11 protein-coding genes are annotated in these 12,551 nt (G+C 67.2%); 7 read left to right on the top strand and 4 right to left on the bottom strand.

Features of this window, described 5'->3' with window-relative positions:
• The first annotated feature begins 20 nt into the window (after positions 1 to 20).
• From BM031_RS15820 to paeA, 5 genes are all read left to right on the top strand, one after another.
• Complete coding sequence (locus BM031_RS15820) at positions 21 to 881, top strand: hypothetical protein (protein ID WP_091875526.1); 861 nt, start codon at positions 21 to 23, stop codon at positions 879 to 881.
• Positions 878 to 1,507 carry an N-acetyltransferase gene (locus BM031_RS15815; protein ID WP_229408939.1) on the top strand — a complete coding sequence of 210 codons (630 nt, stop codon included), beginning with the start codon at positions 878 to 880 and terminating at the stop codon, positions 1,505 to 1,507. The genes BM031_RS15820 and BM031_RS15815 overlap by 4 nt, the downstream gene beginning before the upstream one ends.
• A 113-nt stretch (positions 1,508 to 1,620) precedes the next feature.
• Entirely contained in the window at positions 1,621 to 2,130 is a 510-nt protein-coding gene (locus tag BM031_RS15810; protein ID WP_091875525.1) for an SET domain-containing protein, read from the top strand.
• A gap of 8 nt (positions 2,131 to 2,138) precedes the next feature.
• Positions 2,139 to 3,332 carry a nicotinate phosphoribosyltransferase gene (gene pncB / locus BM031_RS15805; RefSeq protein WP_091875524.1) on the top strand — a complete coding sequence of 398 codons (1,194 nt, stop codon included), beginning with the start codon at positions 2,139 to 2,141 and terminating at the stop codon, positions 3,330 to 3,332.
• An 80-nt stretch (positions 3,333 to 3,412) separates the two neighbouring features.
• On the top strand, positions 3,413 to 4,717 hold the full coding sequence (gene paeA, locus BM031_RS15800; protein WP_091875523.1) for a polyamine export protein PaeA: 1,305 nt from the start codon (positions 3,413 to 3,415) through the stop codon (positions 4,715 to 4,717).
• Positions 4,718 to 4,746: 29 nt separating this feature from the next.
• Here the strand turns inward: paeA and BM031_RS15795 are convergent, their stop codons facing one another.
• Positions 4,747 to 6,336, bottom strand: a complete 1,590-nt coding sequence (locus BM031_RS15795; protein ID WP_091875522.1) for a methyl-accepting chemotaxis protein — start codon at positions 6,334 to 6,336, stop codon at positions 4,747 to 4,749.
• 199 nt (positions 6,337 to 6,535) lie between these two features.
• Here BM031_RS15795 and BM031_RS15790 point away from each other — a divergent pair, with 199 nt between their 5' ends.
• Positions 6,536 to 7,285 carry a GAF domain-containing protein gene (locus BM031_RS15790; protein ID WP_091875521.1) on the top strand — a complete coding sequence of 250 codons (750 nt, stop codon included), beginning with the start codon at positions 6,536 to 6,538 and terminating at the stop codon, positions 7,283 to 7,285.
• A gap of 87 nt (positions 7,286 to 7,372) precedes the next feature.
• Positions 7,373 to 7,828, top strand: a complete 456-nt coding sequence (locus BM031_RS15785; RefSeq protein WP_177207781.1) for a DUF4019 domain-containing protein — start codon at positions 7,373 to 7,375, stop codon at positions 7,826 to 7,828.
• A gap of 6 nt (positions 7,829 to 7,834) precedes the next feature.
• Here the strand turns inward: BM031_RS15785 and BM031_RS15780 are convergent, their stop codons facing one another.
• The 3 genes from BM031_RS15780 to BM031_RS15770 form a co-directional block, all read right to left on the bottom strand.
• Positions 7,835 to 8,905 carry an L-dopachrome tautomerase-related protein gene (locus BM031_RS15780; protein WP_091875519.1) on the bottom strand — a complete coding sequence of 357 codons (1,071 nt, stop codon included), beginning with the start codon at positions 8,903 to 8,905 and terminating at the stop codon, positions 7,835 to 7,837.
• Positions 8,902 to 10,077 (bottom strand): DNA topoisomerase IB, encoded by a 1,176-nt coding sequence (locus BM031_RS15775; protein WP_091875518.1) that lies wholly within the window; start codon positions 10,075 to 10,077, stop codon positions 8,902 to 8,904. Before BM031_RS15775 ends, BM031_RS15780 begins: the two co-directional genes overlap by 4 nt.
• A 168-nt stretch (positions 10,078 to 10,245) precedes the next feature.
• Complete coding sequence (locus tag BM031_RS15770) at positions 10,246 to 12,477, bottom strand: hybrid sensor histidine kinase/response regulator (RefSeq protein WP_091875517.1); 2,232 nt, start codon at positions 12,475 to 12,477, stop codon at positions 10,246 to 10,248.
• Positions 12,478 to 12,551 lie beyond the last annotated feature (74 nt).

Here is a 12,551-nt window from a genome sequence, read left to right as displayed (position 1 = left end):
TCTCCACTGCCTTCAATACCATGGACTTACACAAGAATTTCATCAAGACGAAAGGACCCTGCACGGAGGGATGGCGCTGGTTCCTGAAGCACCACGCCCAGGGCGCCGACTACCAGCCGCTGCTCGACGATCTGGTGGCCGCAGGGCGCGTGGACGATGCCTGCTGGCTGCTGTCCCAGTTCGGCCCCACCAGGGATGTGCGGGTGCTCGATGCGATCGAGGCCGATGCGCTGGTATTTGCCGGAACGCTGGAGGTGGCCGGCGGCATCGAGGTCGGCTCGGTCCTGCGAACCGGCGGCGCCATCCGCGCGGGTGGCGGCATCCGGGCCGGCGCCATTGCGAGCGGCGACACGATCCGCGCCCGCGGCGCGATCATGTGCGGCGGTGCGCTGGAGGCGGGCGGCAAGGTCGAGGCGCTGTGGGGGATCGAGGCGGGCGGCGACGTGCGGGTGCGGGGCAGCCTGCGCGCGGGCTGGGACCTTGCCTGCGGCGGCCGGTTGGAAGTCGATGGCGAGTGCAGCGCCGGCCAGGACATGGCCCTGGCCGGTCCGGCCAGTGCCGGCAAGGGCTTCCGGGCAGGCGGCGGCATCACCGCGCAGGACGGCATCCGTGCCGGCCACGGCATCGAAGCGGCGGCCGGCATCGCCAGCGCGCGGCATATCGACGCCGCCTGGGGCATACGGGCCGGCGCCGGCATCGTCGCGGACGGCGCGATCCGGGCCGGGGAAAGCCTGCGCGCCGGCGCCGAGATCCGTGCCGGCGACGGTTACGGCGTGTATGCCGGCACTGCCGTGCGGCAGGCCTGCTGGGACGCCAGCGCCCAGGTCAGCGCCTGCACGCGGCCGGAGCGGCTGTTCAGCGGCCACTGGGTGGGAGCGTGAACCCGGCACTGGCACTGGCGCCGGCATGGTGGCGCCAGGCGGATCCGGCCGAGCTGCGCATCGACGTCAGTCACCGCCCCGGCGAACTGGTGGACGAACTGGACGACCTGTACCGCCGGATGCGCCAGCCGGGTCACCGCCTGCATGGGCTGGCGCCGGTCCCGGTCGATTTTCCGGGCCTGGTGTTCCGCCACCGCGAGGCCGACGGCGAGCACTATGTCTACGCGGAGGACGCCATGCTGGGCCGGCTGGCTGGCTACACGGTATTCAACCGCCTGGTGGAACTCGGCCGGCGCGCCGACCGCCACCTGCGCGCGCCGCATTCCAAATATGCGCCGGCCTACCAGCGGCGCGGCATCGCGGGCGCGGTCTACCGCTGGTGGCTGGCGGGCGGACGCTGCCTGATCAGCGGCGCCCGCCAGTCCCCCGGCGCCCATGCGCTCTGGCAGGCGCTGGGGCGCACGCACGCCCTGGCCTATGCCGAGCTGCGCGACAAGCGCCTGGCCTACCTGCCGCCGGAAGAGGCGCCGTGGCGCCGCGACGATTTCAGCACGCGCATGATCCTGCTTGGCGCCGGCTGGAGCCTGGAGCGCTTGCGCAGCAGCGCGGACCTGCGCCTGCCTTGACGCGCGGCAGGAAGAGTGCGGCATGCGGGCCGTGATTGGCTCCATAATGGCGGACCAGCCGATTTCCCGGCCTGCCCCCGGCAGGGCGGCCCCGCCTTCCATATAATGATCCGATGAGCCCACGCACACCCTCCGCCGGCGCCAGCGCCAGCTACGAAGTCCGCACCTCCCCAGTCCACGGCAACGGCGTGTTCGCACTGCGGCCCATCGGCGCCGGGGAGCGCATCATCGAATACCGCGGCGAGCGCATCACCTGGGACGAAGCGACCCAGCGCGCCCTTGACGCCGGCGGCCCGATCAACCATACCTTCTACTTCACGCTGGCGGACGGCCGCGTGATCGACGGCGGCCGGCGCGGCAATGCGGCGCGCTGGATCAACCACGCCTGCTCGCCCAACTGCGAAGCCTTCGAAGACGAAGGCCGCGTCTACATCCACGCGATGCACGACATCGAAGCGGGCGAAGAGCTGAACTACAACTACGCGCTGATCTACGACGAGCGCCACACGCCCGCGCTCAAGAAGCTGTTCGCCTGCCGCTGCGGCACGCCCGGCTGCACCGGCACCATGCTCGCCCCCAAGAAGAAAACCGGCAAGCGCGCGCCGAAGCCCGCCACCACCTGAGGATCGCGATGAACCACGTTGTCCGCAGCCTGCTGGAGACCGATCTCTACAAGTTCACGATGTGGCAGGCGCTGCTGCACAGCCATCCGGACGCGGTGGGCGAATACGAGTTCCGCTGCCGCAACGCGCCGGCCTACCCGCTGGCCGAGTTGAAGGACGATGTGGAGCGCGAGCTCGATCACCTGTGCTCGCTGATGTTTACCGAAGACGAAGTGGCATACCTGCGCGGCCTGCGCTTCATCAAGAGCGACTTCGCCGACCTGCTCACGCTGTTCCGCTTCCAGCGCAAGTTCATCCACGTCGAGACCGACGGCCCGCACCTGCGTATCCGCGCCACCGGCCCGCTGGTACACGTGATGGGCTTCGAGATCTTCGTGCTCTATATCGTCAACGAGCTGTATTTCCGCCGCTTCGACCGCGAGCTTGCGATCGCCGAGGCGCGCGTGCGCCTGCAGCAGAAGGTCGACGAGCTGCGCGCCTTCGCGCGCGAGGCGCCGCGCGCCACGCCCTTCGAGTTCTTTGACTTCGGTGTGCGCCGGCGTTTTTCGGGCGAGTGGCACGACGAAGTGGTGGCGACCCTGGCGCGCGAACTGCCGCAGTTCTTCAAGGGCACCTCGAACGTCTACCTGGCCTATAAATACGGCCTGGTGCCCATCGGGACCATGGCGCACGAATACCTGCAGGCCTACCAGGCCTTCGGCGTGCGCCTGCGCGACTTCCAGAAAGCCGCGCTGGAAGACTGGGTGCAGGAATACCGCGGCGACCTGGGCACCGCACTCACCGACGTGGTCGGCATGGACGCCTTCCTGGACGACTTCGACCTGTATTTCGCCAAGCTGTTCGACGGCCTGCGCCACGATTCGGGCGACCCGGTGGAGTGGGGCGAGAAAGCGCTGGCGCATTACGCGCGGCTGCGCATCGATGCGCGCACCAAGCGCCTGGTGTTCTCGGATGCGCTGACGGTGCCCAAGGCGCTGAGCCTGTACCGCCATTTCGCCGACCGCACGATGCTGGGCTTCGGTATCGGCACCAAGCTGACCAACGACACGCCCTTCCAGGCGCTCAACATCGTCATGAAGCTCACGCGCTGCAATGGGCAGCCGGTGGCCAAGCTGTCGGATTCGCCCGGCAAGTCGATGTGTACCGATGAAACCTTCCTGGCCTACCTGAGGCAGGTGTTTCATCACCCGGGGGAGGGTTGAGCCGCGCGCGTTGCCATAAATAATTGCAAAACATATAATGTTGGCAGCGGATTGTCGCTGGGTTTGATTTCGGGTGTCCCGTGAGCTTGTTTCAACATGCAGTGATGATGATTCTCCTGGTGCTGGCGGCGGGTTTCCTGTCATTGACGGAGATCGCCTTTGCCGGGGCGCGCAAGATCAAGCTCAAGCTGCTGGCCGAAGCGGGGGACGAGCGCGCCCTCAAGGTCATGGCGCTCCAGATGCATTCGGCCGAGTTTTTCGCCGCCTCCCAGATCGGACTGAACGCGATCGCCATCCTCGGCGGCATCCTGGGGGAGGGCGCCCTGCGGCCCTTCTTCATCGCCTGGATCGCGCGCGTCTACGATGGTCCCTCGCTCGAGAACATCGGCTTTGCCTCGTCCTTCCTGTTTGTCACCTTCGTGTTCATCCTGTTCGCCGACCTGATGCCCAAGCGGCTGGCGATGATCGCGCCCGAGCGCATCGCGGTGGCGGTCATCCGTCCGGTGCTGGTATTCATCCGGCTCTGCAAGCCCCTGACCTGGGTATTGAATCATCTCGCCAACCTGATCTTCCGGATTTTCAAGGTCGACATGACGCGCGAAGACAGCATCACCTTCGACGAAATCTCTGCTGCCGTCGAGGCCGGCGCCCAGGCAGGCGTACTGCAAAAGCAGGAACAGCACTTCATCGAGAACGTGTTCGAGCTGGAGTCGCGTTCCGTCGCATCGGCCATGACCAATCGCGACAGTATCGTGCACCTCACCCTGACCGAGACCGAAGAGAGCATTCGCCAGAAGATCGCCACGCACTCCAAATTTCCCGTTTGCGATGGCACGATCGACCGGGTGATCGGCTACATCGACACGCGCGACATCCTGGTACGGCTCCTGAACAAGCAATCACTGTTTCAGCTCAATGAATCGAGCATTCGCACCGTCCTGATCATCCCCGACACGCTGACCCTGTCCGAGCTGCTCGACAAGTTCCGCGCCAGCAAGGAGACGTTTGCCGTCGTGATCAACGAGTACGCCCTGGTCATGGGTGTGATCACCCTGAGCGACATCATGCTGACCGTCATGGGGCGCTGGGGCAGTCCGCTCGACGAAGACGACCAGATCATGCAACGCGAGGATGGATCATGGCTGATCGACGGCAGTACGCCGGTCGGCGAGGTCAAGCGCACCGTCGGCATCGAGAGCTTGCCCGAGGAAGACCACTACGAGACCGCCGCCGGCTTCATGATGTACATGCTGCGCAAGGTGCCGAAGCGGACCGACAGCGTCGTGTACCAGGGCGTCAAGTTCGAGGTGCTCGATGTCGACCACTATCGGATCGATCAGATCCTGGTCAGGCATGTGCCGAAAGTCGACAGCGAGGCTGGCTAGCGCGAGGCCGCCTTCGCGGCCTTGCGCAGCTACGAACGAACCAGCCGGCGCTGCTGCAGACTTGCGGGCGCTTCCAGCTGGAAGGTATTGACCACCGCCGCCAGCTCCGCCGCCTGGGTCTGCAGCGACTGCGCCGCGGCCGCGGCTTCTTCGACCAGCGCCGCGTTCTGGACCGTCATCTCGTCCAGGCGCGCGATCGCACCGTCGACCTGCTCGATGTCGGCGCGCTGGGCGCCGGTAGCGCTGCTGATGTGGCCCATGATGTCGGTGACCCGATGCACGCCCTCGACCACCTTGCGGATCGTCTCCCCGGCTTCGCCCACCAGCGCGGCGCCGGTGCCGACCTTGCTTACCGAATCCTCGATCAGCGCCTTGATTTCTTTTGCTGCCGCTGCCGAGCGTTGCGCCAGGTTGCGCACCTCGCTCGCGACCACGGCAAAGCCGCGGCCCTGTTCGCCGGCGCGCGCCGCCTCGACCGCCGCGTTCAGTGCCAGGATATTGGTCTGGAAGGCGATGCCGTCGATGACCGAGATGATGTCGACGATCTTCTTCGACGATGCGTCGATCAACTGCATGGTGGTGACGACTTCCTCCACCGCGGCGCCGCCCTTGACCGAAATGGCGGAGGCATTGGTGGCCAGCGCGCTGGCCTGGGCCGCGTAGTCGGCATTCTGGCGCACCGATTCGATCAGCTGCTTCATCGAGCTGGCGACCTGGGCGAGGGCGGCGGCCTGGGTCTCGGTGCGGTTCGACAGGTCGAGGTTGCCCGAGGCGATTTCGGCCGAGGCCGAGGCGATGGCGTTAGTCCCGCCGCGCACCCTGGTGACAATGCCGCTCAGGCCGTCGCGCATGGCGCTCATGGCGAACAGCAGGCTGGCCGGCCGGGCACGCGCGGTATCGACCGGCTGGTGCAACTCGCCGCCGGCGATGGCGCGCGCCACGCTGGTGGCGTAGGCCGGCTCGCCGCCGAGCTGGTCCAACAGGCTGCGTACCAGCACCAGGCCGACCAGCACGCACAGCGCCACCGACAGCGCGCCCAGGCCGCTGATCCAGTAACGGGCGCCGCTGGCTTCTTCCCTGGCGGCCGTTACTGCGGTGTCGGTGTGCACCTGCAGATTCTTGAGCAGCACATCGATGTCGGCCACGATCTGGCGCCGCAGGGGGCTGCACTCCTCTACCAGGAAGCTACCGAAGCCTTCGAGGTTGCCGCTGGCGCGGAAGGCGCGCGGGCGCTCCAGTTCGCGCGCCATGGTCAGCATCCCGCTGCGGACCTTGGCATACTGCTGGTTATCGGCCAGTACCGGGTCGAGGCGGGCGAGGGCCGCCAGGTACTCGGCCTTGCGCGCATCGACCAGGTCGAGTTCGCGTTTCGCCGCCGCCTCGTCCTTGAAGATATAGGCATTGCGCGCGGCGATGCCGGTCTGGGCCAGCGCTTCGCGCGCGGCGTACAGGGGCTCGAGTTCCGCATTGCGCACCGTGTCGGCGGCCTGCAGCGCGCGCTCGATGCTGTTCACGCGCGATACTGCGAAGACGGCCAGCACCAGCGTCACGGCAAGGATGAGTGCAAAAGCGGAATACAGTTTCGTTGCAAGTCCGGCTTGCTGGAAAAATTTGATCATTTTGTCGAAAAATTTAAGTAACCGTCATTCACAAATAGCGACCTATGGTTTAATTGATGGCCATTTTGCATGTTCAATTACTTTTCATCAACTGAATTTACGTGATGTTCACATGTCAAAAACTCATGTAATTTACTCATGGCAATAGTCAACGACTGGGGTAGATAGGCTATACTGTCGGGTCGATATAGGGTCACCAATGCACAGCAAGAATACCGAAGAGGATGTTATCCTCACTACCAGCGCCGCCGCGCGCATGCTTGGCGTTGCGACCAGTACCGTACAGTTGTGGATGGAAAGCGGCGCCATTGCATCGTGGAAGACGCCGGGCGGGCACCGCCGTACGCGCCGCAGCACCATCCAGGCCATGCTTGATCGTGCCGGGCCGCTCTCGGGCTCGCTCTCCGGCGAATCGGCGCCGCCAGTACCGAGCGACCCTGAATTCCTGCTGCAGGGTACCGAGGATTATCCAGTCGGCCCCGACGAAGCCCGGCGCCTGGCCCTGCTGGCTGCCTCCGGCATGGTCGATTCCCCGCAGGAGATCCGCTTCAACCGCATCGTTCGTCTCGCCGCCACCGTGACTGCGTCGCCGATCGCGCTGGTGTCGCTGCTGACGGCCAGGCGCCAGTGGTTCAAGGCGCGTATCGGCCTGGAACCGCAGGAAACCCCGCGCGAGTGGGCGTTCTGCTCGCATGCGATCCTGCAGGACGCTCCCTTCATGGTCGAAGACGCCAGTACGGACGAACGTTTCCGCGACAATCCACTGGTGCTGGCCGAGCCGCATATCCGCTTCTATGCGGGTGTGCCGCTGCGCGACCGTTCCGGCCTGCCGATGGGCACCCTGTGCGTGATCGATCGCGAGCCGCGCCGCCTGCGCACGGCCGAATTGCAGGCGCTGTGCGACCTGGCCGATATCGCCTCGTCCGAGTTCCAGTCGAAGCGGGCCTAAGGCCGGTGTGACAAAGCGCGATATTGTCGCGCGCCGCGCTGCGGTATGCTGGGCGGGAAAACCCCCCGTCCACTACCGGAGACCCCCATGAGATTTGCCGCCGCAGCCTTGCTGTCCCTTGCCGTCGTGGTTCCGCCTGCCGGCGCGCAGGACGCCGCCGTCGCACCGGCGGCCGACGCGCAGGCATCCAACCAGGCCGCGACCCAGGCGGCCACCTGGGCCGCCACCAGCTGGCTGGCCCTGGCCGACGATGCCAATTATGCCGAGAGCTGGGCCCAGGGCGCGGCCGCCTTCCGCGGCGCCGTCACCCAGGCCCAATGGGAACAGGCCCTGCGCGCGGCGCGCACGCCCTTTGGCGCAGTCAAGTCGCGCAAGCTCGCCTCGGCCCAGTACACCCGCGCGATCCCGGGCGCGCCCGCCGGCGAATATGTCCTGATCCAGTACCAGACCGACTTCGCCAACAAGGCCGGCGCCATCGAGACCGTGGTGCCGATGCGCGAAGCCGACGGCAGCTGGAAGGTGTCGGGCTACGCCGTCAGGTAAGGCGCCTTAGATCTCTCCGCCCTGCAGTTTCCACAGTTCGGTGGGCAGGGCCGGCGGCGCGTCCGGCTGGAAGAAGGCCGAATCCTGGATGTGCGAGGTGGTGATGTAGATCGTGCCGTCCGGGCCCTGGGTGAAGGTGTCCGGCCAGCGCAGGCGCTTGTCGTGCACCAGCACCCTGGGCCGGCCTTCGGGCCCCGCATCGAGGTCGCGCACCTTCACCGCATCGTCTTCCACGGCGCTGAGCAGCATCCGGTTGGAGCCGCGCGGGATCAGCAGGCCGTCCGAGACGCCGTTCTTGCCGAAGTCCTCGACCTCGCCGCCGATGTCCTTGCCCGCCAGTCCCTTGCCAAGCAGGGTGGCGGTGGCGATGCGGTACAGGGTGTCGCCCTTGATCGCCTGCCAGTACAGCCAGCTTCCGTCGTCGGACAGCGCGATGCCGTCGGCCGAGAATTCCACGCCGCGCCCGTCCGGCCGGCGCAGCACCTTGCCGTCGGCCTTCACGTCCAGGCCTTTTTGCACCTGGGTCGACGGATGGCCGTCGAGCAGGCGCGTCGTCTTGCCGCTCTTTAGCTCCACTACCAGGATCGCGCCGACCACGCCGGAATCGGTGATGAAGGCGAACTTGCCGTCGCTTGAGAAGCGCACATCGTTCAGGTAGGAGCCCTGCGGTGCGGCCTCGTCGTCGAAGGCGATGGTGCGCGCCACGCGGTCGGTCGCCAGGTCCACCTGCACCAGCTTGGCGCCGCCGGCGACCAGGTGCGACTGCGCCGGCGCGGCCGGATCAAGCACCCACAGGCTGCCGCGGCCGTCGGCCACGATGCTCTGCACGCAGACCCAGTGCTCGCCTGGATCCAGCTCGTCCTTGCGGGCGTTGCGCCAGGCGTTCCATTGCTTGTCGGGGTAGGGGCGCAGCGCGCCCCCTTTGCCCACTTCGGCGACCGATACCGCCGTGTCCTCGGTCCAGCGCGGGAAGTTCACAAAGATGCGGCCATCCTCGGACACCGATACGCCGGTGACCTGGTGTTCGAAGGCGGCCACCTGTTCGATGGTCCAGGGCGATGCGTGTGGCTTGCTCATGCGGCTCCTCTCAGGGCTTGGGTGGTGGCGCGGCGGCGCGGCGCGCGCGGGGTTTTCCTTGGCTTGGGCCGCAGCTTTTCCTCTTCCTGCTCGCGGCTCAGGCGCTGCTGCAGCATCGCCAGCACCGCGGCTTCCTCGGGCTGCAGCGAGTGCAGGTCCTCGAGCAGCTGCTGCTCCGTGCGTTCGCGCATCACTTCCAGCACCGTGCCGTCCAGGTAGGCGTCCAGCACCGCCGGGTGCACGTAGCACTTGCGGCAGATCGAGGGCGTGTTGCCCAGCTTTTCGGATACCGACTCGATCGCGCGCACGATATTCTTCTTGGCCTGGGCCTCCGAATCGAACTTCTCGAACTCCTGCAGCGCCAGCGCGGCCAGCACGGTACCGGACCAGGTGCGGAAGTCCTTGGCGGTGTAGTCTTCGCCCGTGATACCGCGCAGGTAGTCGTTGACGTCGCTCGAGTCGATGCTGTGGGTCTCGCCCGCGTCGTCGACATACTGGAACAGCTCCTGGCCAGGCAGGTCGCGCGAACGCGCGATGATCCGGGCCAGGCGGCGGTCGCGCACCTGCACCTTGTGATAGACCCCGCTCTTTCCGCGGAAGCTGAACACCACTTCGCTGCCTTCCACCTTGGCGTGGCGGTTGCGCAGCGTGGTCAGGCCGAAGGACTTGTTGGTGCGCGCGTATTCCTCGTTCCCGACCCGCATCATGGTCGCTTCCAGCAGGGCCACGATGGTGGCCAGTACCTTCTCGCGCGGCAGGCCGGGCAGGCCGAGGGCGCGGTCGACTTCGGCGCGGATGGCGGGCAGGGCCTGGCCGAAGTTGAGCATGCGCTCGTACTTCACCTCGTCGCGCACGCTGCGCCACTTGGCGTGGTAACGGTACTGCTTGCGCCCCTTGGCGTCGCGGCCGGTGGCCTGCAGGTGGCCGTTGGCCTGGGGGCAGATCCAGACCTCGGTCCAGGCGGGCGGGATCACCAGCGATTTGATGCGGGCGAGCGTGTTCTCGTCGGTGACCCGGTCGCCGCTGGCGTCGAGGTAGTGGAAACCCTCGCCGTCCTGCTCGCGCCGGATGCCGGGGCGGTCGTCGAGGACGTAGCGCAGCCCGGCGGCCTTGGCGGCGGCGGGCGGGTCGCTGAGCGGATTGTCGGCGCTTCCGTTTTTTTCACTGTGCATGGCGTGGCTTCCCAGGGTCAGGTTGCCCGATGCTACGCCGAAGCGGACGCGGGCTCCGTTCGGGAGATAACCTTGGCAAAGTGCGGAAGTGCGGGGTGAGATGAGGTTTGCGGCAACCGCCAGCCTCCGAACCGTCGTAGGCACCAGTGGTGCGTACGACGCGACGGCTCAGCGCGTGGCCGCCCCCGCCTGCGCCAGCAGCTCGCTCAGCTGCACCGTATTGACCGGCTTGACCATGTAATGGTCGAAGCCCGCGTCGCGCGCCGCGTCGCGGTCTTGCTGGCGGCCGTAGCCGGTGGCGGCAACCAGCACGGCGCCGGCGGTTTGCGGCAGGCGGCGCAGGCGGCGCGCCAGTTCGTTGCCGTCCATGTCGGGCAGGCCGATATCGAGCAGGCAGACCTGTGGCGCGAAGCTGGTGGCCATGGCGATGGCGTCCTGGCCGTTGTAGGCGATCTCCACCCGGTGCCCGCCGGCGGCCAGGAACAGGTTGAGCGTGTGCGCGGCATCGAGGTTGTCGTCCACCACCAGCACCCGCAGCGGGGCCTGGGCGGTGGCGGCGTGGCGCACGGCTTCGGCTACCGGCGACTCGGCTTCCTGGGTGAAACGCGGCAGGCGCACGGTGAAGGTGCTGCCCTTGCCGCTGCCGGCGCTGGCGGCGCTCACGCTGCCGCCATGCAGCTCGACCAGGCTGCGGGCCAGCGCCAGGCCCAGGCCCAGGCCACCCTGCGAGCGGTCGGGCGTGCGTTCGGCCTGCGTGAACAGGTCGAACACGCGTTCGACCAGGGCCGGCTCCATGCCGATGCCGTCGTCGGCCACGGTCAGCAGATAGTCGTCGCCGTCCTCGGCCAGGCGCAGCTGGATGTGGCCACCCTCGGGCGTGTACTTGGTGGCGTTGCCCAGCAGGTTGGCCACCACCTGCACCAGCCGCTTGTGGTCGCCCTTGACCCTGGCCGTGTCGAGCGGCAGCTCGAGCACCACCTTGTGTCGGCGCGCGGTGATCAGGGGGCGGATCTGTTCGGCCGCGTCGTCCACCACCTTGCGCAGGTCCAACACCTGGGTCGACAGCGACACCAGGCCGCGCGTCACGCGCGACACGTCCAGCAGGTCGTCCACCAGGCTGGTCATGTGCTCGACCTGGCGCGCGATGATGGCGCAGGTCTGGGTGATCTGGGCGTTGTCGGAGTGGAGCAGCTTGAGCAGGTGGGCGCCGGTGCTGATCGGCGCCAGCGGATTGCGCAGTTCGTGGGCCAGCATCGCCAGGAACTCGTCCTTGCGCTGGTCGGCCGCACGCAGTTCGCGCTCGGCCTGGCTGCGCGCGGCTTCCTTGGCCTGCAGCGTGGTCGCCATTTCATCCAGCGCGGCGGCCAGGCGGCCGATCTCCTCGCGGCTGTAGCCGATGCCGGTGCGGGCCCCGAGTTCGCCGGCGGCGATGCGGCGCGCGGTGTCCATCAGCTTGCGCACCCGCTGCACGATCAGGATGTCGCCCGCCAGCCAGGCCGCGAGCAGCGCCAGCATGGTGGTCACGCCCAGGCCCAGCAGCGACACCAGCTGGGCTTCGCGCGCCGCCGCGGTGATGATCTCCATCGGCACGCCGATCGTCACCGTGTATTCCGACAGCGACGGTCCGCCCACGCGGGCGAAGGCATGCAGGCGCTCGATACCGTCTTCGCCCAGCAGCACCACCGGGCGCAGCGCCGGGTCGCGCATGGCCGCGAGCAGGGACGGGCTGATTTTCTTGCCGAACCAGCGCTCGGGGTCGGGCCGGCGCGAGATCAGGGCGCCGCCCGCGTCGGCCGTTTCCAGGATCGAGCCGAGCGGCAGGTTGATGTCGTTCACAAACGTGTCCAGGCCGGCCAGGTCCATCGCCGAGAACACCACCGCCACGACCTTCCCACTGCGGTCGGTGACCGGGTAGGTGAGGTTGATCGTGTGCTTGCGGATGACGCGCCCGAAGATGTAGTCGCCGGCGATGAAGCGGCGCTCGGCGATGGCGCGCCGGAAGTGGCGGCGGTCGCCCAGGTTCACCGGGTGCAGCATCGGCACCGCGCTGCAGGTGATGTCGCCGTTCAGGGCGATCAGTCCGAAGTTCACATAGCCTTCGTTCCGGTCCAGCACATCGGCCAGCAGCGCGTTGCAGCCGCGCGCATCGCCCATCAGGTCGGGCACGCTCACCAGGTCGACCAGGATCTGGCGCGCGCGCTCGATCGACTGTGCCTCGTTGGCGGCGGCCAGGCCAGTCAGGCGCTGCAGGTTTTCCTGGGACGCGCGAATGGCCGCTTCCCGCTCGCGCACCCCGCCCAGCAGCGTCATGATGGCAATGGGCGTGATCGCCAGCGCCACCAGCAGCATCAGGCGGCTGCGCAGGCTATCCAGGCGTAAGCGCGACAGCAATCGGTTCATCGGGGTCTTTACAGGAAATGTGCAACGAAGGGGTGCAATACGTTTCCGCATTGTACTAAAACATTCGGGTACAA

This window comes from Massilia yuzhufengensis, assembly GCF_900112225.1.
In the GTDB taxonomy this organism is placed as follows: domain Bacteria; phylum Pseudomonadota; class Gammaproteobacteria; order Burkholderiales; family Burkholderiaceae_D; genus Telluria; species Telluria yuzhufengensis.
The sequence above is the reverse complement of the archived record's forward strand: the minus strand, read 5'-3'. Positions and strand labels throughout refer to the sequence as shown.